General features: G+C 53.7%; 23 protein-coding genes. 20 read left to right on the plus strand and 3 right to left on the minus strand.

Annotated features, from left to right (window positions below):
* Nucleotides 1–145 precede the first annotated feature (145 nt).
* The 9 genes from WA318_RS06255 to queG all read left to right on the plus strand — a co-directional run bounded on the left by WA318_RS06255 (nucleotide 146) and on the right by queG (nucleotide 11,062).
* Nucleotides 146–1,672 (plus strand): inorganic phosphate transporter, encoded by a 1,527-nt coding sequence (locus WA318_RS06255; protein WP_114099534.1) that lies wholly within the window; start codon nucleotides 146–148, stop codon nucleotides 1,670–1,672.
* Nucleotides 1,673–1,905: 233 nt separating this feature from the next.
* On the plus strand, nucleotides 1,906–2,451 hold the full coding sequence (locus WA318_RS06260) for a VUT family protein (RefSeq protein ID WP_336080315.1): 546 nt from the start codon (nucleotides 1,906–1,908) through the stop codon (nucleotides 2,449–2,451).
* A 91-nt stretch (nucleotides 2,452–2,542) separates the two neighbouring features.
* Nucleotides 2,543–3,595, plus strand: coding sequence for a tRNA preQ1(34) S-adenosylmethionine ribosyltransferase-isomerase QueA (gene queA, locus WA318_RS06265; RefSeq protein WP_336080316.1), 1,053 nt, complete (start codon nucleotides 2,543–2,545; stop codon nucleotides 3,593–3,595).
* A gap of 6 nt (nucleotides 3,596–3,601) precedes the next feature.
* Complete coding sequence (gene tgt, locus WA318_RS06270; protein WP_336080317.1) at nucleotides 3,602–4,744, plus strand: tRNA guanosine(34) transglycosylase Tgt; 1,143 nt, start codon at nucleotides 3,602–3,604, stop codon at nucleotides 4,742–4,744.
* 4 nt (nucleotides 4,745–4,748) lie between these two features.
* On the plus strand, nucleotides 4,749–5,216 hold the full coding sequence (gene queF, locus WA318_RS06275; protein WP_008889637.1) for a preQ(1) synthase: 468 nt from the start codon (nucleotides 4,749–4,751) through the stop codon (nucleotides 5,214–5,216).
* A gap of 191 nt (nucleotides 5,217–5,407) precedes the next feature.
* On the plus strand, nucleotides 5,408–5,932 hold the full coding sequence (locus tag WA318_RS06280) for an RNA polymerase sigma factor (RefSeq protein ID WP_336080318.1): 525 nt from the start codon (nucleotides 5,408–5,410) through the stop codon (nucleotides 5,930–5,932).
* A gap of 100 nt (nucleotides 5,933–6,032) precedes the next feature.
* A complete protein-coding gene (locus tag WA318_RS06285) occupies nucleotides 6,033–7,103 on the plus strand; it encodes a FecR family protein (protein WP_336080319.1) in 1,071 nt (356 codons plus the stop codon).
* A gap of 249 nt (nucleotides 7,104–7,352) precedes the next feature.
* Nucleotides 7,353–9,785, plus strand: coding sequence for a TonB-dependent siderophore receptor (locus tag WA318_RS06290; protein ID WP_336080320.1), 2,433 nt, complete (start codon nucleotides 7,353–7,355; stop codon nucleotides 9,783–9,785).
* A 122-nt stretch (nucleotides 9,786–9,907) separates the two neighbouring features.
* The gene (gene queG / locus WA318_RS06295; RefSeq protein WP_336080321.1) at nucleotides 9,908–11,062 is read left to right on the plus strand and encodes a tRNA epoxyqueuosine(34) reductase QueG; all 1,155 of its coding nucleotides are present in this window, start codon (nucleotides 9,908–9,910) and stop codon (nucleotides 11,060–11,062) included.
* On the opposite strand, the gene WA318_RS06300 is transcribed toward queG, so the two are convergent.
* Nucleotides 11,063–11,848: a phosphodiesterase gene (locus tag WA318_RS06300; RefSeq protein ID WP_336080322.1), complete on the minus strand. Its 786-nt coding sequence runs from the start codon at nucleotides 11,846–11,848 to the stop codon at nucleotides 11,063–11,065.
* A gap of 75 nt (nucleotides 11,849–11,923) precedes the next feature.
* On the opposite strand from WA318_RS06300, the gene WA318_RS06305 reads away from it, so the two are divergent.
* A complete protein-coding gene (locus WA318_RS06305) occupies nucleotides 11,924–12,196 on the plus strand; it encodes a ribbon-helix-helix domain-containing protein (RefSeq protein ID WP_114099527.1) in 273 nt (90 codons plus the stop codon).
* Between the two features lie 5 nt (nucleotides 12,197–12,201).
* On the plus strand, nucleotides 12,202–14,127 hold the full coding sequence (locus tag WA318_RS06310; RefSeq protein ID WP_336080323.1) for an asparagine synthetase B family protein: 1,926 nt from the start codon (nucleotides 12,202–12,204) through the stop codon (nucleotides 14,125–14,127).
* On the opposite strand, the gene WA318_RS06315 is transcribed toward WA318_RS06310, so the two are convergent.
* Nucleotides 14,095–15,189, minus strand: a complete 1,095-nt coding sequence (locus WA318_RS06315) for a response regulator (RefSeq protein WP_336080324.1) — start codon at nucleotides 15,187–15,189, stop codon at nucleotides 14,095–14,097. The two genes, WA318_RS06310 and WA318_RS06315, sit on opposite strands and share 33 nt — an antisense overlap.
* A gap of 277 nt (nucleotides 15,190–15,466) precedes the next feature.
* On the opposite strand from WA318_RS06315, the gene WA318_RS06320 reads away from it, so the two are divergent.
* The 9 genes from WA318_RS06320 to WA318_RS06360 all read left to right on the plus strand — a co-directional run bounded on the left by WA318_RS06320 (nucleotide 15,467) and on the right by WA318_RS06360 (nucleotide 25,538).
* Nucleotides 15,467–16,342 (plus strand): MurR/RpiR family transcriptional regulator, encoded by an 876-nt coding sequence (locus WA318_RS06320; RefSeq protein WP_336080325.1) that lies wholly within the window; start codon nucleotides 15,467–15,469, stop codon nucleotides 16,340–16,342.
* A 28-nt stretch (nucleotides 16,343–16,370) separates the two neighbouring features.
* Nucleotides 16,371–17,747, plus strand: a complete 1,377-nt coding sequence (locus WA318_RS06325) for an aspartate aminotransferase family protein (protein WP_336080326.1) — start codon at nucleotides 16,371–16,373, stop codon at nucleotides 17,745–17,747.
* Nucleotides 17,744–18,577, plus strand: a complete 834-nt coding sequence (locus tag WA318_RS06330) for a 3-keto-5-aminohexanoate cleavage protein (RefSeq protein WP_336080327.1) — start codon at nucleotides 17,744–17,746, stop codon at nucleotides 18,575–18,577. The genes WA318_RS06325 and WA318_RS06330 overlap by 4 nt, the downstream gene beginning before the upstream one ends.
* A gap of 205 nt (nucleotides 18,578–18,782) precedes the next feature.
* Entirely contained in the window at nucleotides 18,783–19,760 is a 978-nt protein-coding gene (locus WA318_RS06335) for a TAXI family TRAP transporter solute-binding subunit (protein ID WP_114099522.1), read from the plus strand.
* Nucleotides 19,761–19,958: 198 nt separating this feature from the next.
* Nucleotides 19,959–22,562 carry a TRAP transporter permease gene (locus tag WA318_RS06340; RefSeq protein ID WP_336080328.1) on the plus strand — a complete coding sequence of 868 codons (2,604 nt, stop codon included), beginning with the start codon at nucleotides 19,959–19,961 and terminating at the stop codon, nucleotides 22,560–22,562.
* Nucleotides 22,563–22,576: 14 nt separating this feature from the next.
* On the plus strand, nucleotides 22,577–23,005 hold the full coding sequence (locus tag WA318_RS06345; RefSeq protein WP_114099521.1) for a universal stress protein: 429 nt from the start codon (nucleotides 22,577–22,579) through the stop codon (nucleotides 23,003–23,005).
* A 41-nt stretch (nucleotides 23,006–23,046) separates the two neighbouring features.
* A complete protein-coding gene (locus WA318_RS06350; RefSeq protein WP_336080329.1) occupies nucleotides 23,047–23,430 on the plus strand; it encodes a hypothetical protein in 384 nt (127 codons plus the stop codon).
* 306 nt (nucleotides 23,431–23,736) lie between these two features.
* Complete coding sequence (locus tag WA318_RS06355) at nucleotides 23,737–24,609, plus strand: formylglycine-generating enzyme family protein (RefSeq protein WP_336080330.1); 873 nt, start codon at nucleotides 23,737–23,739, stop codon at nucleotides 24,607–24,609.
* Between the two features lie 188 nt (nucleotides 24,610–24,797).
* Nucleotides 24,798–25,538: a DUF6969 family protein gene (locus WA318_RS06360; RefSeq protein ID WP_114099518.1), complete on the plus strand. Its 741-nt coding sequence runs from the start codon at nucleotides 24,798–24,800 to the stop codon at nucleotides 25,536–25,538.
* 96 nt (nucleotides 25,539–25,634) lie between these two features.
* Here the strand turns inward: WA318_RS06360 and WA318_RS06365 are convergent, their stop codons facing one another.
* Nucleotides 25,635–26,033 carry a c-type cytochrome gene (locus tag WA318_RS06365; protein WP_114099517.1) on the minus strand — a complete coding sequence of 133 codons (399 nt, stop codon included), beginning with the start codon at nucleotides 26,031–26,033 and terminating at the stop codon, nucleotides 25,635–25,637.
* Nucleotides 26,034–26,188 lie beyond the last annotated feature (155 nt).

Raw genomic sequence — 26,188 nt, forward strand, 5'->3', positions numbered from 1 at the left:
AACGGCCCCGACATGTGGGGCCGTTTTTCGTTTAACCTCAGATGCTTGACAGGTCATCGTAATATAACGGCAAAAAAACCTTAACAAACGGGTCCGGCTTCGACATGATCCGCGCGTCGATTCCCTTTGATGGTAACGGTTGATTATGTCGGTTAAAAAAACTGCTCTGGATAAGGACCTCAAGTGGCAAAAGCGCATGGATGCGGGGATGGGGGCCACTGCCTCGATCAGCGCAAAGCTTGGTCTTGCCATTGTCTTCCTGATTGCCTGTAGCGCGTTTGTCGCCTTTCACATGGGTGGCTTGCCGCAAAGTGGCTTCCTGATCGCGGCTGCTGTGATCGGCGGTTACATGGCGCTGAATATCGGTGCCAACGACGTTGCCAACAATGTTGGTCCGGCGGTCGGTTCCAAGGCGCTAACCATGGTTGGCGCCCTTTTGATTGCGGCTGTGTTCGAAGCCGCCGGCGCGATCATCGCCGGTGGCGATGTCGTTGGAACGATCAAGAACGGGATCATTGATCCAAACCAGATGCCTGATGCGCAGACCTTTGTCTGGGCAATGATGGCCGCCCTTCTGGCCGCAGCACTTTGGCTGAACCTTGCGACCTGGCTTGGTGCGCCGGTATCGACCACCCATTCCATCGTCGGCGGTGTTATGGGGGCCGGTATGGCAGCCGTCGGCATTGATGCTGTGAACTGGCCGACCATGGGGACGATTGCTGCCAGCTGGGTGATTTCCCCGGTACTTGGCGGTTTGATCGCCGCTGGTTTCCTGGCCTTTATCAAATTCCGTATCATCTATACAGAAGACCGTGTTGCTGCTGCCCGCAAATGGGTGCCGATCCTGGTTGGTGTTATGGTCTCGGCCTTCTCGATGTATCTGATGATGAAGGGGGTCAAGAAACTCTGGAAAGCAGATACATCGGTTGTGATTGCTATCGGTATTGCGGCCTTCTTCATTACGGTCCTCCCGGTGCGCAAGGCGGTTCATCGTGCATCGGCAACCATGACAGGGCGCCGCAAGGAAATCGCATCGCTGTTCCGAATTCCGCTGGTGGTTTCGGCAGCCCTTCTTTCCTTTGCCCATGGTTCGAACGATGTTGCGAACGCAATCGGTCCACTGGCGGCCATTGTGTCGGGTGTCGATAGCGGTCAGATCGTGACATCGGCCCCCATTCCGATCTGGGTTATGGTTATCGGCGCAATTGGTATTTCGGCTGGTCTGATCCTGTTTGGTCCTAAACTGATCAAGACGGTTGGATCAAAGATTACCAAGCTTGATCCGATCCGTGCCTATACGGTGGCTCTGTCGGCAGCACTGACAGTGATTGTGGCCTCGGCACTCGGCCTTCCGGTCAGTTCGACCCATATTGCGGTTGGCGCGGTGTTTGGTGTCGGCTTCCTGCGTGAAAGCCTGTCGCATCGTCGTCGTCAGGTCGCATCGCCAATGCTGGTTGACAAGCCCGACGACCTGCAGGCGGACGAACATCTTGAAGCCTTGCGCCAGATTGATCCGAACGAAGCTGAAAAAGCAGAACAGAAAATGCGCAAGCGTCTTCTGGTGCGTCGCCGCTATGCGGTGACGATTGCGACAGCGTGGGTGGTGACGGTTCCGGCTGGTGCCTTCCTTGGCGCGCTACTGTTCTTCACCATTCGTGGTATCATGCTGTAATCGCAAAAGAATAAAGTTTCGCGGCACGGCGTCCCACTTTCCCCGGGGCGACTTGCAGCGATCTGCAGCGGCGATCAGGGTTTCCCTGATCGCCGTTTTTCCTTGACCCTCTTGGGGCTTGGGCGTAAACACCCGGCAACCAAAGTTGAAAAGAACCCGGTCCTGATCGTCGCCCAGTAAGGTGGGCCGCGAGATTTGTTATGCGTGGGTTCACCTTGTTGAAGGACAAGACGATGAAAGCGATCATTTTCGGTGTTCTCGCCATGGCGGTGACTGTTGTCGCGTCGAACATTCTTGTTGAATACCCGCTGCCGGGTGTTCTGGCGGATTGGCTGACCTATGGTGCCTTCACCTATCCGGTAGCCTTCCTTGTGACCGATCTGACCAACCGCGCACGCGGTGCGGGGGCTGCGCGCATTGTCGTGCTGGCGGGCTTTGCACTGGCAGTTGTGTTGTCGCTTATCTTTGCAGACACGCGCATTGCCATTGCGTCGGGTTCGGCCTTCCTGATTGCCCAGATGCTTGATGTGACGATCTTTGACAAGCTGCGTCAGGCAACCTGGTGGAAAGCACCGCTGGTGTCATCGGGGATCGGTTCGGCGGTGGATACCGCCTTGTTCTTCTCGATCGCGTTTGCCGGTACCGGTCTTCCGTGGGACACCTGGGCGCTGGGTGATTTTACCGCCAAGGTCATCATGGCGCTGACCTGTCTTGCGCCGTTCCGTCTGTTGATGGCTGTGGTGACACCGCGCCTGAATGCGGAACCGGCACAGGGCTGATATGTCGCGCAATACCTTGTGATTTTAAACGAAGGGGCGCATAAAACGCCCCTTCAATTGTTTGTCCCATAATCCGGAATTACCCCGATCCATGAAAGTCGATCTGTTCGATTTCGAATTGCCACGCGAACGCATTGCAGAACATCCGGCAAACCCGCGTGACGCTGCGCGTATGCTTGATCTGTCTGCCGATGGCATGCATGACCGTATCGTGCGCGAGCTGCCCGATATTCTGCGTCCGGGCGATTTGCTGATTTCCAATGACACGCGCGTTATCCCGGCACGTTTGTTTGGCAAACGCGGTGATGCCAAGGTCGAAGTGACCCTGCACAAGCAGGAAGGCTTGGGAACCTGGGTTGCATTCGCAAAGCCTGCCAAAAAGCTTCGGATCGGTGAAACCTTCAAGGTCAATGACGAATTCGAGGCCGAGGTTCTTGATAAGAAGGATGGCGGCGAGGTTACGCTGAAATTCAACCGGTCGGGTGCCGATCTGATCGCGGCCCTTGAGAAATACGGTGTGATGCCGCTGCCACCCTATATCCGTCGCGAGACCGGTGGCGATGATCAGGACAAGTCCGATTATCAGACCATCTTTGCCCAAAAGGACGGCGCGGTGGCGGCCCCGACGGCGGGTCTGCATTTTACCCCGGAACTTCTGGCAAATCTGGATGCGCGCGGGGTTAACCGTCGCACCATTACGCTGCATGTCGGGGCGGGGACGTTCCTTCCGGTCAAGGTTGACGATACAGAAGACCACAAGATGCATGCCGAATGGGGATCCATCAGCAGGGAAATTGCTGATCTGGTCAACGAGACGCGCGCCAATGGTGGACGTGTTGTTGCGGTCGGGACAACGTCACTTCGTTTGCTTGAAAGTGCGGCACGTGAAGACGGCGTGGTTGAACCGTTCGAAGCGGAAACCGACATCTTTATCACGCCGGGTTACAAGTTCCGGGCGGTGGATATGCTTTTGACCAACTTCCATTTGCCGCGTTCGACCCTGTTTATGCTGGTTTCGGCCTTTGCCGGGTTTGACCGGATGAAGGCGGCCTATAACCACGCGATCGAGAACGAATACCGTTTTTATTCTTATGGCGATTGCAGCCTGCTTGAATGCGCCAGTAAAATTGATGCACGGACATAATCTGTCATGACCGAATTTCGCTACGAATTGCTTGCCCAGGATGGCAAGGCCCGTTTGGGGCGCATCCACACCGCGCACGGCGTCATTGATACGCCGACTTTCATGCCGGTTGGAACTGCTGCCACTGTAAAGGGCATGCTGCCGGAAAATGTCGCTGATACGGGCGCGCAAATTCTTCTGGGCAATACTTATCACCTGATGCTGCGTCCCGGTGCGGAACGCATTGCGCGTCTTGGTGGCTTGCACAAATTCATGAACTGGGACAAGCCGATCCTGACCGATAGCGGTGGGTATCAGGTCATGTCGCTGGCCAAGCTTCGCAAGATCACCGAAGAAGGCGTGACCTTCAAAAGCCATATCGACGGTCGCAAGTTCAACCTGACGCCGGAACGGTCGATGGAAATCCAGCATCTTCTGGGTTCGACCATCACCATGGCCTTTGACGAATGCACCCCGTTCCCGGCAACTGAACAGCAGGCGACTGACAGCATGCGCATGTCGATGCGCTGGGCCAAACGGTCAAAGGACGCCTTTGTCGAGCGCGAAGGCTATGCGCTTTATGGCATTCAGCAGGGCAGCGTTTTTGAAAACCTGCGCCGTGAAAGTTCTGAAAAGCTGGCTGAACTTGATCTTCCGGGCCATTCGGTTGGCGGGCTTGCCGTGGGCGAAGGCCAGCAGATCATGTTTGATACGCTTGATTTCTGTGTCGATATGTTACCGGCCAACAAGCCGCGCTACCTGATGGGGGTTGGCAAGCCGTCTGATCTGGTTGGTGCGGTGATGCGCGGGATTGATCAGTTTGATTGTGTTCTTCCGACCCGTTCGGGCCGTAATGCACAGGCCTTTACCCATCGCGGTACCCTGAACCTTAAGAACGGTCGTCATCGTGATGATGATCGCCCGCTTGATGATCAGTGCAACTGCCCGGCTTGTACGAAATATTCGCGTGCCTATCTGCATCACCTGATCAAGGCGGGTGAAATTCTGGGTGCGGTGCTGCTGACCTGGCACAACCTTGCCTATTATCAGGATTTGATGCGCGGCATGCGCGAAGCCATTGCCGAAGGCCGGATGGACGCGTTCGCACGTGATTTCCATGCTGGACAGGAAGGCGGGGATATCGATCCCGTGCCAATTATCGAGGATTAATTCCATGGCCGATCAGACCATATACGACAATCTGACCATGCTGGGTGGCGACACCAAACAGCCTGCCAGCCCGGACGAAGCCGTTCTTGAACGGGTTCAGAACCCGCAAGCCGGAACAGATTATTGTGTGCGCTTTGTCGCACCGGAATTCACGTCGCTTTGCCCGATCACCGGTCAGCCAGACTTTGCCCATCTCGTGATTGACTATGTGCCGGGTGACTGGCTCGTAGAAAGCAAATCGCTGAAGCTGTTTCTGACTTCGTTCCGTAACCATGGGTCGTTTCACGAAGATTGCACCATCAAGGTTGGCAAGCGCATTGTTGAAACACTTGATCCGAAATGGCTGCGCATTGGCGGTTACTGGTATCCGCGCGGCGGCATTCCGATTGATGTGTTTTATCAGACCGGCCCGGCCCCCGAAGGCGTCTGGATCCCTGAGCAGGGTGTGGCGCCCTATCGCGGCCGTGGTTAGGCCCGTCAGGACAACGGTTAACATATGAATTTGAAAGGCTGCCTTGTTCGGGCAGCCTTTTTCTTTGGGTATGGCTATTTCACATCATTAGTTAATGATAATTATTCTCATTGTCATTTTCAATTGATCCTGCTAAGTCAGGGAGATGGCAGGGGGCCTGCTTTGTGACACTGGTTTGGTTGGGAATGACGATGGCGCGTCAAAGCGCATCTGTCCTCATTGCAAGTTTTCAGGAAAACTATGAACAGCTTTTGCGGTTTCTGACCCGGAAGCTGAATGGTGATTCCCAGCGCGCGGCCGATGTCGTGCAGGACACCTATTTGCGTCTTGCCAAAACGCCCGACACCGATGACGAGATTGATAACCCGCGGGCTTATATTTACCGGGTGGCGGGCAATCTTGCGATTGACCAGATCAGAAGTGACAGACGTCTTTCTGCGCTTCATGACGGGGACGAGGGGGCGCTGGAAATCAGTGATCCCAAACCTGGGCCGGAAAAGATTTACCTGTCGCGCGAACAGATCATGCTGCTGGACCGGGCCTTGAAAGAATTACCCGATAACGCGCGTGCGGCACTCCTGATGTTTCGGGTCGAAGGGATGTCTCACACCGAGATTGCCGACAAACTTGGTGTTTCAAACAGTATGGTCGCGAAATATATTGGCCGCGCCTTGCGTCATTGTCGTGACGCGCTTTTGGCCGGGGATGAAAAATAATGTCAGTTTTGATGGCATCATTCGCCTGGCTGGTTCGTCTTATAAACAGAGATTACCGTTTGTCGGGAACGGGAACGGATTTTGATCGGGGAGTGGGCATTTGACGTCGGGTGCAACCGCAGATCAGCAGTCTGTGCTGAAAGGCTATGACGATGACATGATCGCGTTGAGCGATCAGGCCATCGAGTGGCTGGTGCGTCTGCAATCCGGCGATGCTTCGGATGTGGAACGCCAGGCATTTGAACATTGGCGTGCCCAAAGCAACGATCATGCCCGTGCCGTCCGGGAAGCTGAATTGCTTTTCGGAGCGGTTGACGAGACCGAGGTGGCCCGAAACTGGTCCGGGCTCGACCACGATCTGGCGATGGCTTCACTGACATTGGCATCCACATCCGTCAGTCGACCGGCAACGCGACGCAAACGGCCAATGACAGGGCATATGTCGTTTGTGCCAAAACGCTGGGGCGTTATGGCCGGTTCGCTTTGTGCAGTGCTTGCCCTGACCATCATTGGTAGTCTTCAAGGGCAGGATTTATGGGCACGCTGGAATGCGGATTACAGCACCGCTATCGGGGTTTCCAGAACCATAACATTGCCGGATGGCACGGTTGCCCATCTGAATACATCATCGGCCTTCTCCATCGATTTCTCCGGCGATATCCGACAGGTGAACCTTGCCGCAGGCGAGGTCATTTTCGATGTCGCCAAGGACGCCAGCCATCCCTTTATTGTCACAGCACGGGATGGGGCTTCGATGGCGGTTGGAACTGTTTATGGGGTCCGGATCGAAGATGATTGCGTTGGTGTCACCGTTCAGGAAGGCGTGGTTGAGGTCAGCAACCAGTCGGGCAGCTCTGTTCGGTTAAATGCCGGTGAGCAAGCCTATTATCAGGATGGCACAGTCCCGAAACTGGTCGAGGATGCTGATCTTGCGGCCTATGGCAGCTGGCAACGCGGAAAGCTGATCTTCAATAACCGTCCGCTTGGTGATGTGATTGACGAGGTCCAGCGATACAAATCCGAACGCATCGTTATTGCACGTGATGCTTTGCGTAATCTCAGGGTTACCGGCGTTTTTGAAACCGCCGAGCTTGATGAGCTGCTTAATTCTCTGGAGCAGACAACGGGTGCCAAGCTTGTTCGCTTGCCGCTTTTGACCGTCATCTATTAGCCCCGGTCGTGCGATTTCGGACCGTGTTTCGGGCTATTTTCAAAGAATTTCAAAAAAATGAAAAAGGGGGTGCAAATCACGTCAGGTGAAATCGTCACAAGGTAAAGCGAATGATTTCGGTTCTTAATATCATTCGCAATAGGGGAATTGAACCAAAAAGGCCTTATGATGAATTCAACGAATGTGATGAAGCTTGTGGCATGCGGCCAACGGACTGTGATTTCAGGGGGTGTTGGACGAAATGACTGGATGCGACGTCTTGCGGCGACCACCGTTATTTCAGGGATTGCTCTAGCTTGTCCGCTATCGGGCAATGCTGCCGAAATCGGCACAACCGAAATAATCGGTGCCGAAATCGCCCAGTCAAATGTGGTTCTTCTCGACATTCCGGGCCAAGACCTTGACCGGGCGCTAACAACATTTGCCGATCAGGCGAATTTGAAGCTTATGTTTCCCTCGGACGGGCTGGGGGATGTGAAGGTGTCCGGGCTTAAGGGCGAGATGACGGTCGATGCCGCCCTTGGAACGCTCTTAAGCGGAAGCGGATATACCTGGCGCTACACGGATGGTGGAACGATCACCATTGAACAGCTTGCCACAAGCGGTGAAAATGTCACCGATGCTGTCCGTGTTGAAGCAAACAGTGTTGACGAAAAGGCCGACGGCCCGGTACCGGGTTACATTGCCACGAAGTCGTTGGCTGCAACCAAAACGGCGACCCCCATCCTTGAAACGTCGCAAAGCATTACTGTGGTGACACGTGATCAGATGGAAGATCAGGGGGCACAAACCATCATGCAGGCGATGCGTTATACCCCCGGTGCCTTTACCGGGCAGGTCGGCGCGTCGAACCGCTACGATTACGTGATCTTGCGCGGCTTGGTCGACCGGTCGATTGACAACATTTACCTTGATGGTCTTAAGACCATGAGTGATGACTCGACCTATAGTTCGATGCAGGTCGACCCCTATTTCGTTGAGCGTGCCGATGTTGTCAAAGGCCCGGCATCGGTTCTTTATGGGCGGAGCTCCCCGGGTGGGCTTGTCGCACTTTCAAGCAAGAAGCCCCAATTCGAACAACAGGGTGAAGTCGAACTTTCCTATGGCAACCGCAATCAGCGTGGTGTCGGGTTTGACCTGACAGGACCGCTTGATGAAGCAGGTAAACTGGCCTATCGCCTGGTTGGTAAGGCCGATGCTGCTGATACCCAGTTTGAAGGTGCAGAAGAAGAACGCTATGCAATTTCCCCGTCTTTGACGGCGAACTTCACCGATGATACGCGCGTCACCCTGATGGCTTATTTGCAAAAAGATCCGGAAGGAGGAACCCATAACGGCGTGCCATCAGAAGGCACCCTGTTTCCGCGAAATGGCAAATATATCTCGACCGGGTTCTTTGATGGCGATCCATCGCTGGAGGCCTTCGAAAGAACGCAGAATATGGTCGGCTATCAATTCGAACACGATTTCGACGAGACCTTTACAGCGCGACAGAACTTTCGTTTTCTCGATGCTGACGTCCATATTGACCAGATCTACCAGACCGGCTGGGTTGGTTCGACAGACGAACTGAAGCGTTCCTATGGCGGTGGTGATGAAACCATGCGCGCATATGCCGTAGACAACCAGCTGCAAGCCGATTTCGCAACGTCGGATATAGATCATACTGTGTTGATGGGCTTTGATTATCAGCACCGTCGGACCGAAAATAGCTGGCAGTTTCCGTCTGCTTCGAACATCAATCCGTTTTCACCGACTTATGGAAACCCCGGGGTTACACTTGGTGCACCAACGACAAGCAATGTGAGAACGCTTGAACAGGTGGGTTTGTATCTTGAAGATCAGTTTTCCTACGAAAACTGGCGCCTTTCATTGGGATTGCGACAGGATTGGGTGGAAACTAAAAAACTTGATCGCCTGACCAACAAGAAAACCGGCGAAGATCGCCAGAAACTTACCAAGCGGGCCGGTATATTGTATCTGTTCGACAATGGTGTCGCACCCTATGTCAGTTACTCGGAATCCTTTAATCCGAGCCTGTCTTCAGATGTTGCGGGCAACCCGATTGAGCCTTCCGAGGGAACTCAGTATGAGGCGGGTGTGAAATATCAGCCCGAAAACGGCAATCTTATGCTGAGTGCCGCGGCCTTCTATCTCGAACAGGATAATGTCGCGATCTATAACGCGTCGACCTTTGCCTATGATCCGCTTGGCGAGATCGAAAGTCAGGGGCTCGAACTTGAAGCGCGGGCAAATTTGAATGAAAACCTCAGTGTGATCGCATCCTATACTTATACTGACGCGGCCTATGATGCGCCGGGCGATACCAAGGACGGCAAACGTCCGATGCAGGTTCCCGAACATATGGCATCGATCTGGGGCGATTACGGGTTCCATTCGGGCGCTCTTGATGGGCTGAGCATCGGGGCAGGTGCACGCTTCGTCGGGGAGATGGCGGGCAATGAATCCAATACGATTACGGTGCCCGATTATACCATTTTTGATCTGGCACTGAATTACGACATGGCCAAGGTTGGCTTTGATAACACGGACCTGCGCATCAATGTAAACAACCTGCTTGATGAGGAATATGTGGCCTCGTGCCTGATCACACAGTGGTCGGATAACTGTTACTACGGTGAAGAGCGTTCGATCCTTGCAACGCTTCGCTATCGCTTCTGATCTTTCTTTGATCAGCATTCAAAGGCCGCAGCATGACGCTGCGGTCTTTTGCGTTTTGTCGGCAAACCTATATAAAGCACGATAAAGAGAGATCGCTTTGCACAGAACACCGACCCGCAAACATGACCACAACGACCGAACGCCAGATCACATTGGAAATGCTTAAGGCCAAAGCCCGCGAAATCGGCTTTGATGTCTGTGGTGTGGCGCGTCCGCAGATTGATCCGCGTAATCAGCAACGCCTTGATGAATTTGTTGCCGGTGGCGAATACGGTTCAATGGCATGGATGAATGATCCGGAACGTTTGCCACGGCGTCGTGATCCGGAAATGCTGTGGCCCGACGTCAAATCAGTGATCGTACTGGGCAGCAATTATGGCCCGGCCGAAAATCCGATGGAGTTGCTTGATCACCCGGACCGGGCGATGATTTCTGTCTATGCGCGCAACAAGGACTATCACGATCTGATCAAGAAACGCCTGAAACAACTGGCCCGGTGGCTGGTTGAGCAATCGGGCGGGCGCGAACAGGTAAAGGTTTTTGTTGATACTGCCCCGGTTCTTGAAAAGCCGCTGGGGCAGTCGTCGGGTATCGGCTGGCAGGGCAAGCACACCAATCTCGTGTCGCGGGAATTTGGCAGCTGGCTGTTTCTGGGCGAGGTCTTTACTACGATCTCGTTTGACGAAGCCGAGCCCGAAATTGATCATTGCGGGTCTTGTTCAAAATGTCTGTCGGCCTGTCCGACGGACGCCTTTCCGGCAGCCTATAAGCTTGATGCGCGCAAATGCATTTCCTATCTGACGATCGAGCTTGATGGACCCATCCCCCTTGAATTTCGCAAGGCGATGGGCAATCGCATTTATGGTTGTGATGATTGTCTGGCAGCCTGTCCCTGGAACAAGTTTGCGAGCAGAACAGAAGAGCTCGCATTCATTCCGCGCGCGGAACTGACTGCGCCGCGTCTGGCCGATTTCCTTGATTTTGATGATGAAACATTCCGCGCATTCTTTAGCGGATCACCGATCAAGCGGATCGGTCGGGCAAAGTTTTTGCGCAATGTTTTGATCGCGGCGGGCAATAGCGGGTCGGAAGGTCTGATCCCCAGAATTATCGTCTTGCTGGGTGATGAGAGTGCGCTGATCCGCGCCAGTGCCGTCTGGGCGCTGTCGCAATTGATGGATGGTGAAGCGTTTGATCAACTGCGGACACGTCAGGCCGTGCAAGAAGAAGACCCGATTGTCCGTACTGAATGGGATCGGGGTACAATTGCGGCCTGATCAGGCACCCATATCGAACTTCACAAAATCAAAGTGATAGCGAAGCCCGCCCTTGGGGTCGGAAAAGGCAATGCCGTATCCCGGACCAAGCGGATTGCGGTCTTCGAGCTCTTCTTCCTTTTCATGACGGAAATCAAGTGGTTCGCCGCACTGGGTGCTGTTGGCCAGAACGAACGGTACACCAAGCCAAGTGCCGGTCGCAGGCCGGTGTAAATGCCCAAAGAACAGATGCTTGATTTGCGGGTTTGCCTGGACGATTTCACCCAGTTCGTGCTCAACATCAAGGCGGATCGTATCCATGAAGGGCAGGCCCATCTCAAACGGCGGATGATGCATGAAAAGGAAAGTTGGCGTATCGCGATGGGCGGCAAGTTCGTCACGCAGCCAGGCCAGACGTCTTTCGCACAGGGTGCCGTGATGATCACCCGGCACGATGCTGTCCATCATGACAAACCGCACCCCGTCAAAGGTCTGGCCAAAATTGACAAAGCCGTTGGCATCAACCGACGTGGTCGGAAAGGCGTCGCGGAAAGCTTCGCGAATGTCATGGTTCCCGGGAATGATCAGATAGGGGATGGCAAGTTCGGACAGGATATCGACGGCCTGTTCATACTGTTCGGCTGTTCCGCGATGCGTGATATCACCGGTAATCACACAGATTTCGGCATCGTGATGGTGGGTGTTGATTTCACCGATAACCTTGCGCAGGGTTGCCGCGGCATCCGGCTTACGTGACAGGTCATTGCGTGCAAGAATATGAAGATCGGAAAGATGTATGAATTTCATGACGATGCCCTATCATGGCGGAAAGCATTTGAAATCATGTTCGTTTTTCCCAGACATGAAAAGATATAAACGCCGATGGATGACACCGTTCGTAAAAGATCAGTGACAATTGCAGGCCACAGAACCAGTTTTTCGCTTGAAGATGCTTTCTGGCAGGAACTGGTCGGAATTGCCGAACGCCGGGACCTCACACTGGCGGAACTGGTGGTCGAAATTGATTCCGAACGTGAAGGCAATCTTTCCAGTGCCCTTCGGCTTTACATCCTGCGTGATCTTCAGAATCGCATAAACGGGCAGGGTCACGAAAACCTGCCCGATGATGGTTCTGAACCGGATGAGATGGCTTAGCAGCCATGTGCGCAATTGCCGGGATCACGACATCAGATGGTCAATCCGCACTTGCGCGTATCCTGGGTAAACTTGCCCATCGCGGCCCCGACAATACCGCGATCTGGTCTGATCCGGATGGTGCCATTTCGTTAGGATGTGCACGACTGATCACCACGGACCCGACACACACAGCCAATCAGCCATTGGTGACCGCTGATGGGCGGTTTGTTCTGGTGTTCAATGGCTACATCGCCGGACACCGGCGTAAGATCGCCGACTTGGTCCGGGATGGTGCATACATGCGGAGCCAGAATGATGCGGAACTGGTTTTGCATCTGTTGGCCCGTGCCGTCATGGCGGGCGATGATATTGCCAATATACTCGGTGCATTATCGGGGCAATATGCACTTGCGTTCTGGGATGTTCGGGAACGCAGCTTATGGCTGGCGCGCGATCCGGTCGGGATCAAGCCGCTTTATGTCTGCCACAGCAGCCCGACCGGTGATCTGGCATTTGCTTCGGAACTGGCGGCACTTGGTGAAGTGCAAAGTCTTCGGTTCGATCAAACGAGCAGGGCTCGCTATCTGGCCCATCTGTTTGTGCCAGCACCGGCAAGTGGCGTTATGGGTATCGAACTCTTAAAGCCCGGATCCGTCATCTGCTGGCAGAATGGCGCGATCACCAGAAGCGCGATTGCCCATCCGGCACAGGATGTAAGTGCCAAGCCGACGTCTTTTGACAGGGTTTCTGATCTGCGTCAGAAGGTCAGGCAATCGGTTGCGGATGCGATGGATGTCGATTGTGCGCTTGGATGTCTGGTTTCCGGCGGGCTTGACAGTGCCGGGATATCGGCGATTGCCTGTGATATCGCGTGCAAACAGGGCCGGGACTTGCCACCCGCATTCGTCATGGGGTTTGACGATCCGGCCCGTGATGAAACCGATGCTGCCCGAAAGCTTTGTGATCATTTGGGGCAAACGCTTTGCATCGTTCGTGCCCCGAAAACCGGGGAAGAGATATATGACGAACTGATTGCGGGGCTGGGGGCGGTTGGTGCGCCATTTGCCAATCCGTCGATTGTCTTGATGCAGCGACTGTCATCGCAGGTTGGGCAGGATGTCCGTGTTTGTCTGACTGGTGATGGCGGGGATGAGCTGTTTGGCGGCTATCCCAGATATCGCGCCGCATTTTTGTATGACCGGTATTGGCAACATGTTCCGCGACCTTTGCGACAGTGGGCAGCCCGGATTGGCAAATGGACAAGCCATCGTGAATTGGTGCGGTTTCTTTCGGGGGGATGTGATGATCTGCGGTCAGCATTTGACGTCTGGAACAGTCGCTGTGCCGTGCCGGAGTTTGAGACAGAACTTGCCGGAATAACAGACAGCTTGATGCAGAACGGCAATCTTGCCGATCAGATGATGCAGTTTGACCGGGATGTGACATTGCCGGGCAATCAGCTTGTAATGTCGGACCGGTGCGGCATGGCATTCGGGCTGGAATATCGCCCGCCATTGCTTGGTCATGACGTGATCCGGTCTGCTGCGGTGATTTCTGCAACACAGCATTTGCGGGATGGGGCGAAATCGGTCTGGCGTGACGTCATAGAGCCCCATTTTCCTGCCGGGCATCTTGGCAATCGCAAGATCGGGTTTAATCCACCACTGGCGGACTGGCTTGCCAAACTGGGCACGTACCTTTGGGGGGATGACGACAGTATTTTAAATGCGGTGTTTGGTGAAATCGGTCTGCCAAAAGAACGGCAAAGGATGTGCTGGACGCGTGCGACATCCGGTCGGGATGCGGACATGGCGTTGACTGTTTGGGCATTAATGGTGTGGAAGGTCTGGGAAATGATTGACGGGCCGCGTGGTGATATCCTTGAGCACACCAGACAGAAATCACCCGGGCAGAAATCAGATCGTGTTGTTGCTGCCGATATGGCGTGACCGTCGATACAGGTTCAAAGCAGTCAATGCCGTTGGTGCAAGCTGGACAACCTGACGTGACAGTGCCAGCACGCGGTCTTCGTCAAATTCGGCATCCTCGAAAATGGACTGGGTCGTCTCGCAAAGTTCGGACAGTTGGCGCAGACCAAACGTCCCCGACGTGCTTTTAAGGGCGTGAACTTCGTTGCGGACTGTTTTCAGATCGTCCTCGGACAATGCCTTGTCGATCTTGACCAGTCGGGATTCCGTTTCATTGATAAAGATGTCAATGCCACAACGAGCACCCTCCTCGCCGGCATCATTGTAAAGTTGTTCCAACACCCGGATATCCAGTACCGGACTGGTCAGGGATTCCGGGCGGGAAGGACGACCAAGGCGGGCACTTTTGCTGCGCAGATGTGGCGGGGGGGAGGATGTCGCTTTTGCATTTTTTGCGGCACCCGACGTGCGCGCAATCAGGTCCTGCATGGTTTCAATGAGCTTTTCACGCTGGATTGGCTTGTTGATGAATTCATCAACACCGGACTGCCGGGCAATAACATTCCAGTCACGCGATTGATGGGCCGACAGGGCGATGATCGGGGTCTGTGATACGGGGCCGGGCATGTGACGGATCCGGCGAGTTGTGTGCAAGCCGTCCATGTCGGGCATTTCGACATCCATCAGGATCAAATCGGCATTCACCCCCCGACGCAACATGTTCAGAACGCTCTGACCGTTGCTGGCTTCGACGATGCTGTATCCCTCGGCCTGAAGGATCCGGCGGGCGACCATACGGTTACTTTCGCTGTCATCGGCAATGATCACAGTCCCGATTTTGGCATCATTGGCCGAGTTCGAAAGATTGATCTTATCAAGCGGGACGTGTTGTGGCTTAACAAAGCAGATTGAAATCATGCCGCCATCGGCAAGTTCGGTTTCGTTGAAGATCAGGTCTTCTTCGGCAACGCCCGTGATTAATTGTTCCCACGCCGGATTGGCATAGACAATCCGTTCGTCAGCGTCAAAAAGCGCAATGCCTGCTTGTGTTTGCGCAAGCGCGTTGATGATCTGATGTTCCATTGGCCACCTACCGATTCGGTGCCCAGTCCCTTACCAAACGGCACAAATATTCTTTTTATCTGAAACGCTCAGGTTCCTTGAGTGACTCTTATTATTGTTACAGTTTTTTCTAATAAGTCCATGGTTTTTCAATTTCGCCAGCGTGGCGGACTTTAAACGCATGAAACACTGTGATGAAACATGTGTTTCATGTCGTGTAATTTTGAAACATATGTTGCGATGTCGCGCATCTTGTGGCGTAATTTCATGTGTCCTGTTGTGCAGAGGTGCCTGATTGATGGGTTTGTATTCTGATTTGCGCGAAAAACTGATCTCGGGCTACGCCAAGCTTAGTCCGCAGATGCAGAAAGCTGCGCGCTATATCCTTGATCATCCCAATGAGGTTGCCTTGCGTTCGATGCGCGCGCTTGCGGCGGCGGCGGGTGTGCCGCCAAGCACCATTACCCGGCTGATGGGGGCCATCGGGATCGAGACCTGGCAAGAATTTCGCGATCACTATCAGACGAGACTGCTTGATCAACCCGCCAGCTACGCCCAGCGCGCCCGCGAAACCCAAAGCACGGAAAATGATGCCAATCGCGACGAGCATCTGCTGGAAAGTATCGCGCGTACGGAAATTGACAATATCAGTGCGGCATTCAGTCCTGATCTCAGCGCGCGGATGATCGAAGCCTGTATGGCAATCGAAAATGCCCGTCATGTTTATATTGTCGGGCGCGGGGCTGCTTATCCTGCGGCCTATCAGTTTGCTTATGCCTATCGCCTGTTTCGTGACAACGGGGTGCTGGTTGATGGTCATTCCGGCGCGTTCGGGGATGAATTGCGCGGGATTGGTCGCCGTGACCTGATGATTGCGGTCGGGGCAAAACCCTATATCCGTGACACGGTGCGCGCAGTTGATTTTGCACGCTCCCAGCATTGCCCGGTGATCGCGGTGAGCGATTCCGATGTTTCCCCGATTGCGCTTGAAGCCATGACCAAACTGGTTGTTCGTGACACGTCGCAATCCTTTTTCCAGAGTTTTACCGCCGCTTTGTCGGTCATGCAGGCGCTTGTTGCGCTGCTTGTCGCGCGCGGCGGTCAAAAGGCCCTGCAACGGATTTCTGCTGCAGAAGAACAACTTGCTGCCTTTGATACCTATTTTGAAAACTAGGGTCAGGGCTCTTACGGAATTTCCGAACATGACAACTGCGTCAAACACCAAAACAGTTCCCAATGCGTCGACCCGCGTTTTGCATCGTACAAGCATCGCGACCCCGCCACGTGCCGTGCGCGGAGAGGGTATTTATATCTTTGATGAGACGGGCAAGAGTTATCTTGATGCATGCGGTGGGGCCGCTGTTTCATGCCTTGGTCATTCCGACCCGGACGTTCGTGCAGCAATGCATGCCCAGATCGATCAGATTGCTTATGCCCATTCCGGGTTCTTTTCATCAGACGCCATGGAAGAACTGGCTGACGAACTGGTCGCCAATGCACCGGCCGGTATTGATAAGGTCTATTTCGTTTCCGGCGGGTCCGAGGCAACCGAAGCGGCCCTTAAGATGGCGCGGCAGTACTTCCTTGAGATCGGCCAGCCGGAGCGTAAATACGTTATTGCCCGGCGTCAGTCCTATCATGGCAATACGCTGGGCGCGCTGTCGGTTGGTGGCAATATGTGGCGGCGTAAACAGTTTGAACCGCTTCTGATCACCGCAAGCCATATCGCACCGGTTTACCAGTATCGTGATCAGCTGGCTGATGAAACGCCAGAGGCCTATGGCCTTCGCGTTGCGAACGAACTTGAAACCGCCATTCTTGAACTTGGTGCGGATAATGTTGCTGCCTTTGTCGCCGAGCCGGTTGTTGGCGCGACTGCTGGTGCGCTTGCCCCGGTACCGGGATATTTCAAGCGTATCCGCGAGATTTGCGATCAGTATGGCGTGTTGCTGATCCTTGATGAAGTCATGTGCGGGATGGGCAGAACCGGGACTTTGCATGCCATCGAACAGGAAGGCATTTCCGGCGATCTGCAAACCATCGCCAAGGGGCTTGGTGCCGGTTATCAGCCAATCGGTGCGGTTCTGGTTTCCAAAAAGATCAATGATGCGATTGCCACCGGGTCGGGCTTCTTCCAGCATGGCCATACCTATCAGGGGCATGCAACAGCCTGCGCCGCAGCACTGGCAACCCAGCGTGTCATTCGGGAACGCAATCTTCTGGCAAATGTGGTCACGCAGGGGGAAAACCTTGTGAATGGATTGCAGGCCAAACTTGGTCAGCATCCCTTTGTTGGGGATATTCGTGGGCGCGGTCTTTTCCGTGGTGTCGAACTTGTTGCGAACCGTGAAACCAAAGAGCCGTTTGATCCGTCACTCAAGATCAATGCCAAGATCAAGAAAGCGGCATTTGCCCGTGGATTGATGGCTTATCCGATGGGGGGGACGATTGACGGGGTGCGTGGGGATCACGTGCTGTTTGCCCCTGCATTTATCGTGACAGAAGACGATGTTGCAAAGATCGTTGATCTGTTTGGTGCGGCGCTTGATGACGTCTTTGTAGCCGAGGGACTTTCATGATGGTCTATGGCGAAACACCGTTTCTGATTGCATCAGCACCAAATGGAGCCCGGAAAACCAAGGCGGATCTGATCAATATTCCGATCTCCCCCGCCGAGGTTGCCCGGGAAGCCTTGGCCTGCAAACAGGCCGGGGCTGGGATGATGCATCTTCATGTGCGCGATGATGACCAGAAACACAGTCTCGATGTTGGCCGCTATCGCGAAATGCTGACCGAGGTACGGGCGGCTGTCGGACCGGATATGCTGTTGCAGGTGACGACCGAGGCCGTCGGAATGTATAGCGCGCGCGATCAGATGGCGATGATCCGCGACCTTGTTCCCGATGCGGTATCAATTGCGGTTCGGGAAATTGCGCCGATTGATGCAGACCTGAACGCCTTGAAGGTGTTTTCCGAATTCATGCGCGAAGCAGGCATCCTGCCGCAATTCATCCTCTATGCGCCCGAGGACGTCGTGCGCTTTAACCAGTTGGTCGAAATCGGGGTTCTTCCGGGCGAAAAGTTCCCGGTTCTATTCGTTCTGGGGCGTTACACAGTCGGACAGATATCCGATCCGGCCGAGCTGTTGCCATTCCTTGGAACGAGTTCCTATATATCCGAATGGATGTTGTGTGCATTCGGGGCATTTGAGAATGCCTGTATTTTGACCGGTGCCGGTCTTGGTGGTCATGCGCGCATAGGGTTTGAAAATAATCATCTTAAGGTTGACGGATCGCCAGCGTCGGACAATGCTGAATTGATTGCTCAGGCGCGTGAGGGTTCTCGCTTGATGGGGCGTAAAATCGCGACAGGTGAACAGGCGAAATGCCTCATGCAACCGGTATGGTAGGAGCCACAGTTTAAACGCATATCATAATGAAATAATCAGCGAAATATCAGGAGCTTCGGGGTTATGGGCTTTTAATTCATCAAGCTGGAACCTATAATCCCGGCGTCAAAACATCTACTATGTTGGGTGTTTTCAAGAAATTCTTCTGTTCCAAGGACGAATGGAAGGATGCCTTATAACAGGGTGTACAAGGGAGCTAATCCTAATGAAAAAACTAATTGCAGTAGCGACTGCAGTCGCAGCTATTGCTGGCGCATCGCTTTTTGCTGGTCAGGCATCAGCACAGGAAAACCGTTTCATCACCATCGGTACCGGTGGCGTGACGGGCGTTTACTACCCGACCGGTGGCGCGATTTGCCGTTTGGTCAACAAGGATCGTAAAGAGCACGGCATTCGTTGCTCGGTTGAATCCACTGGTGGTTCTTCCTACAACATCAACACCATTCGTTCCGGCGAGCTGGACCTTGGTGTTGCCCAGTCTGACATTCAGTACTATGCGCTGCATGGTGAGAAAGCCTTTAAAGAGGTTGGTCCGTTCGAAGACCTTCGTGCGGTCTTCTCCATCCATCCCGAGCCGTTCACCGTTGTTGCCCGTGCAGATGCCGGCATCAAAACCTTTGACGATCTCAAAGGAAAGCGCGTGAATATCGGTAACCCGGGGTCGGGTCAGCGCGACACCATGGACATCGTTATGGCAGCCAAAGGCTGGACCCTTGACGATTTCGCACTGGCGTCCGAACTGAAGCCGGCTGAACAGTCCCAGGCGCTTTGCGACAACAAGATTGACGCAATGATCTATACCGTTGGCCATCCGTCCGGTTCGATCCAGGAAGCAACCACTGCATGTGATTCCGTTCTGGTTGAAGTTGCTGGCGAAGCCATCGACAAACTGGTTGCTGACAACCCGTACTATCGTGTTGCCACCATTCCGGGCGGTATGTATCGCGGCAACCCGGATGACGTCAAAACCTTTGGTGTTGGCGCGACCTTCGTTTCCTCGACCGCAACTGACGCGGACGTCGTTTACCACGTTGTTAAAGCAGTCTTTGACAACTTCGAAGATTTCAAAAAGCTGCATCCGGCTTTCGCAAATCTGGTTAAAGAAGAAATGGTCAAAGACGGCCTGTCGGCTCCGCTGCATGACGGCGCTGCAAAATACTACAAAGAAGCAGGCCTGATGTAATTCAGGCAGGAACGGAGGGCAGCAAATTGCCCTCCGTTTTTCTTTCTTTCGCCCGTTGGGTACGACCAAAAAACTTTAAAAAACCGGTATCTTTGATTGATACCAATGTACTCCGTGGGCGACCGGGTGTGTGTCGACGGAGATTTTTTGTTTCTGGGAAGCCGGAACATAAATCTCCGATCAGACCGGGAGTTTGAAATGACCGACGTGAAAAACGCAAACCAGGCTGCGTCTGATCAGGACCTGCAAGACCTGATTGCGGAAAATGATACAGGGGCGCGCCAGCCGACCGGCATGACAGCAAAGGTGTTGCTGTATGTGGCCGTCGCATGGTCCCTGTTCCAGCTGTGGCTGGCATCGCCGCTGCCTTATATTGTCAGTTTTGGCGTGTTCAACTCGACCGAAGCACGGTCGATCCATTTGGCTTTTGCTGTATTTCTTGCGTTTCTGGCCTATCCGGCCTTCAAAAGCTCGCCGCGCAGCTATATCCCGATTGTAGATTGGATTCTTGCCGCTGCGGCTGCTTTTTGTGCTGCATATATTTACATCTTTTATCGCGATCTCGCAGGGCGTCCGGGGCTTCCGATTACCCAGGATCTTGTCGTCGCAGGTGCCGGGCTGGTGCTGTTGCTTGAAGCAACCCGCCGCGCACTTGGTCCGCCCTTGATGTGTGTGGCTGTACTGTTCCTGGTTTACGTGTTCTTCGGGAATGCACCCTGGGTGCCGGAAGTTCTTCAGTGGGCCGGTGCCAGCTTCTCCAAGGCAATGTCCCATCAGTGGATTACGACCGAAGGCGTGTTTGGTATCGCGCTTGGCGTATCGACAAGCTTCGTCTTCCTGTTCGTGCTGTTTGGTTCGTTGCTTGATAAGGCAGGGGCAGGCAACTATTTCATCAAGGTCGCGTTTGCTGCCCTTGGTCATATGCGCGGTGGTCCGGCAAAGGCTGCTGTTTTGTCATCGGCGATGACCGGTCTGATTTCCGGTTCGTCGATTGCCAACGTTGTGACCACCGGGACATTTACCATTCCGTTGATGAAACGCGTTGGTTTCTCGGGTGAAAAAGCCGGTGCGGTGGAAGTTGCTTCTTCGGTCAACGGTCAGATCATGCCACCGGTGATGGGGGCTGCGGCCTTCCTGATGGTCGAGTATGTCGGTATTCCGTATCCGGAAGTTATCAAGCATGCCTTCCTGCCAGCAACGATTTCCTATATTGCGCTGATCTATATTGTTCACCTTGAAGCTCTTAAGGCGAACATGAAAGGTCTGCCGAAACGGGTGACCTCGACCCTCGGCCAGACATTGATCCGGTCGCTGCTGTTCGTGCTGTCGCTGATCGTTCTTTCAGGGCTGGTCTATTACGCCATTCTCTTCCAGAAGCAGCTGTTTGGCGCCGCAGTCGGCTGGATCGTTGCGACCGAATGTGCTGCGATCTATCTGGCGGGTCTCTACTACGCTGCCAAATATCCCGATCTTGAAATGGACGATCCGAACCAGCCGGTTCTGGAACTGCCGGCACTTGGTGAAACGGCAAAGGCCGGATTGCATTATCTGCTGCCGGTTGTCGTGCTGGTCTGGTTCCTGATGATCGAGCTCAAATCACCCGGGCTTTCTGCATTCTGGGCCACCGTACTGATGATCTTCATCATGCTGACCCAGCATGCGGCAAAATCGTACTTCCGCAAGACGCCTGACTTTGCTGCCGGTTTGAAACTGGGCTTTGCCGATGTCATTGACGGTTTTGCGACCGGTGCGCGTAACATGATCGGTATCGGTGTCGCGACGGCTGCGGCTGGTATTATCGTGGGTACAGTATCGCTGACCGGTATCGGGCAGGTGATGGTTGAATTCGTCGAACTGATTTCCGGCGGCAACCTGATGCTGATCCTGATCTTTACGGCAGTGATCAGTCTGATCCTCGGCATGGGGCTTCCGACCACGGCGAACTATATCGTGGTTTCGAGCCTGATGGCGCCGGTGATCGTCGAACTGGGGGCGGAAAACGGTCTGATCGTGCCGTTGATCGCAGTTCACCTGTTTGTGTTCTATTTCGGCATCATGGCCGATGTGACACCACCGGTTGGCCTGGCATCCTTTGCCGCCGCCGCGGTATCGGGTTCAGATCCGATGAAGACGGGTGTGGTTGCGTTCTTCTATTCGATGCGTACCGCAGTTCTGCCGTTCCTGTTCCTGTTCAATACCCAGCTTTTGATGATCGGTCTGGATCATCCATTTGATGTTGTGATGGTGATTATAGTATCGACAGTCGCCATGCTGGTCTTTGCCGCAGCAACGCAGGGGTATTTCTTTGCCCGTTCGAAGATTTGGGAAAGTGCGGCCTTGTTGCTGATTGCTTTCACTCTGTTCCGTCCGGGCTTCTGGCTTGATCTGATCGAGCCGCCTTACGATAACCTTCCGGCAACGACAATTATTGAAGATGCCGAAGGGATGCCGGAAAATTCAAGTATCCTGCTGGATGTTGAAGGCATCAATATCGAGGGTGAGGAAATATCCAAATCCGTGATGTTGCCGCTTGGTCCGGCAGGGTCGGGCGAGGATCGCCTTTACAATGCCGGGATTGGTATCCGTAACGAAGACGGTCGCATCTTTATTGATGATCTGGTCTTTGCAGGTCCTGCCGAGAAAGCCGGACTTGATTTTGACTTTGAAATCACTGCGGTGAAGGTCGAGGCTGATCGTTTGCCTAAGGAAGTGTTCTTCATTCCGGCATTCCTGCTGCTGGGTGGGATCATTGTTCTGCAACGCCGTCGCAAGCGCGCTGAAGGCGCGCTTGGTACGGTCTGACGGGGAGAATGAGCATGTATAAGGATATTCTGGTTACAGTAGACCTTGATCATGAGTCTTCCTGGAAGAAGGCCGTGCCGGTTGCGATCAAGCAGGCGCAAAGCTTTGGCGCGCGCCTGCACGTCCTGACAGTTGTTCCGACTGTTGGTATGTCAATGGTCGGGCAATTCTTCCCGAAGGGTTACGAAAGCAAGGTGCTTGAAGCCTATAACCAGCGTTTGCACGAATTCGTGTCGGCCAACATCCCGGCCGACATCAAGGTGCAGCACATCGTTGGTCAGGGAACTGTCTATGAAGTGATCCTGAAGATGGCCAAGAAAACCAATTGCGATCTCATCGTGATCGGGGCCCATCGTCCGGAACTCAAGGACTATTTGCTTGGGCCGAATGCTGCCCGTGTTGTCCGCCATGCCGATTGTTCGGTGATGGTGGTCCGCGACTGATCCCGGTTTTACAAACTGCAAACGAACAAGGCAAAGGGGCGATGCATGGCATCGCCCCTTTGTTGGAAGGGTCGCCGGGACGCGAAAGCTATTACTTGGCAGCACACGGGTTGGCAGCACATGGATTTGCTGCACAGGGATTTTTAGCCGCACAAGGGTTTGCCGCGCACGGGCTGCAAGGGTTTACGATCTTTTTCGCAGCACAGGGATTTGCCGCACAAGGGTTCTTTGCTGCACACGGGTTAGCCGCACAGGGGTTCGCGGTGCATGTTGCAACTTCGGCTGTCGGGGTTGGCAGCGGGCTGGCCATTGCCATCGGGCTCGCCATTGCAAGGCTGGTTCCGACTGCAAGAGCCGGAAGCAATGCGGTTTTCGCGAAACGTTGGGTTTTCTTTGTCATCCTAGCCTCTCTGAAGGTCCTGTAAAATCATGTCCGGCCACACTCTTTCGGGTGGTCGGTGCAGGCACTATGAGGCAAAACGCGCAGGTGGCGGCGTCACATGGTTTCACTGTTATGTGAGAGTTCTGTGTTGATTGCCGGGGACCGGATTGTTCCTGATCACTGATCCTTCGCGATGGATGGAAGCTGTATGACAGGATTTAAATCGTCAAACTGATTGAAAGTACGATCACTTTTACTCATGTTGATGTTAAGAAAGACGATCAGTCGAAATCATAACGACGGTTAAATAAACCGTGAGAACCATATTCGATCAGGACGGAAATCGTATATGAGAGTTGGGGACAGTATCGCTTCCATTCGAAATATTTGTGCCGGGGCTGTGCTTGCCACGATGTCGGCGGGTGCACAGGCATATGCTGGCGACGATGTAATTCCATTTGTTGTGGATATTCCATCGGGATGGTTCTGGCAGGGGTCGGATGCGGTTGAACGGCAATATGCCTATCAGATAGACGAGCAGGTCTATGGCCATGATCTAAGCCGTCGCAATCGCTGGTATGATATCGAAGGCGATAAATGGCGGGTCCATCTTCTGGGCTATCACATTGGTAAAACGCCGGTGACCAATGACCAATATGCCGCTTTTATCTCTGATACCGGTCATCCTGCTCCGGAAATGAGCCGGGATGACTGGAATCGTCAGGGACTGATCTATAACTATGATACGATCCAGCCGTTCCTCTGGTCGAATGGCAAGCCACCCAAAGGGCGGGGCAACCATCCGGTGGTTCTTGTATCCTGGCAGGATGCCGAGGACTATGTGCAGTGGCTCAGTCAGAAAACCGGTAAAACATGGTCCCTCCCAAGCGAACTGCATTGGGAAAAAGCCGTGCGTGGTCCGGAAGGAACATTTTATCCCTGGGGCAATATCTTTGATCCCGAATTGCTCAATAGCGGCGATCGCGGCCCGTTCGATACAATGCCGGTCGGACAGTTCGAGCCAGGCCCCTATGGTCTGTATGACGGTGCCGGACAGGTGTTTGAATGGACGTCGACATCAGCCCAGGCGGGATATCGCATGGTCAAGGGCGGTTCATGGGATGATCGTGGGTGCGGGGTTTGCAGGCCAGCTGCACGTCACGGACGTCCGGAACATCTCAAGCATATCCTGATCGGATTTCGTGTGATGTATCGGGATTGAGGATCCGGTTTTCCTGTCGGTTGTTCTGAGCCTGAAATTGTCAAAACACTGCGCTTTGACGGAAGGTTGTTGCAAACAAACGTGAAATCACTAACTCTTGATCGGTGTTTATTCGCAGAAGCGGATGACTGCCGATTATTCTGCCTTTGCGGAAATTCTGAGCGGATCGCAAAGATGCTGGTGACTATATGACCGAAATTGCAATTGACTGGACGGCCATTCCGACCTCCCAACTTGAAAAAATGTTGGCGGCTGGTCGGGACGTTATGGAATGCCATCGTGTTCTGACTGCGACGGGCGATAATATCGTTGGCGAACTGATCAAGGGGGCTGGGCAATTCTATGAATGGACCCATTACCCGGAAGGCGATGTCTATGACCGGCAATCTCATGCCCAGTTCTATTATCACGCCCATCCCAAGGAAGAGCGCCGCGACTGGGATGAACATGGGCATTTTCATACCTTCATGCGTCCACGTGGCATGCCGGAAAATTGCAAACCCAAGCAGATAGACGGGTTCGACTATCCGGAGGGGCCAAACGATGCGCTTTCGCATCTGGTTGCTTTTTCAATGGATGAATTCGGTTTTTGTCAGCGCCTTTTCACTACGAACCGCTGGGTTACCGGTGAAGTCTGGTATGACGCAGAAGATGTAATTGGAATGCTTGACGGGTTCCTGATTGATCATGCCCAACCATCGTGGCCGGTTAATCGCTGGGTGTCAGGCATGATGGTTCTGTTTCGCCCACAGATAGAAGAATTGATCCGCAAACGCGACATTGCTGTTGCTGATTGGCAGGTAAAGCAGCCTGATCAGGATGTTTATGAAGATCGTGATCTTGAAGTGACGTCGACCGAAGATGTCACTGCTGTTGAGCAGATCCGGGCGATCGGTGATGAACTTGGCCGGCGTCGCAGGGCGGCATGAAGCGCCATCAGATGGCGTGATGCCTTTGGGTTTTGAAACAAGAATGGCCGGTGCATGTTGCAGCCGGCCATTTTGCATGTGAAAGCCTGTCGAAGATTACAGGGTCTTCAGATATTCGATAACATCAGCGATTTCATCGTCTTTCTTAAGCTTGAAGGTCATCTTGGAACGCTGTTTAGAGCCCGCAACCTCACTCAGCTTTGCAGAGGGATCTTTCAGGTAATCGGTCAGGAATGCTTCGTCTGCGACAAAGCCCTTCTCGCAGGCAGCAAGATAGCCGCTACCGTATTTATAGCCTTCTACTGTCCCGCATTCACGGCCAACCGAGCCTGCCAGACTTGGGCCAACCTTGTTCACACCAGCATCGGGGCTGTGGCAGGCAGCGCAACGTTTGAACAGCTTTTCACCATTGGCAGCATCGCCGGCAATTGCCGGTGTCGCGGCAAGGATGACCAGAGAACTGGCGACAAAAGAAAGTTTGCGCAAATAGGTCATTATGGGTCTCTCTCCTGGTTCGTTATTCATCAGGGTTCTTCGCTTCAGACTACCATCCCATCGGGTAAACGGCAGGTCAACAAAACCGGCTTCGCATCGAAAAAATAGCATTCGTGTCCGATATTGGAAAATCACGATGACATTTACCATATCAG

Source organism: Thalassospira sp. CH_XMU1448-2 (assembly GCF_037027285.1).
GTDB lineage: Bacteria > Pseudomonadota > Alphaproteobacteria > Rhodospirillales > Thalassospiraceae > Thalassospira > Thalassospira profundimaris_C.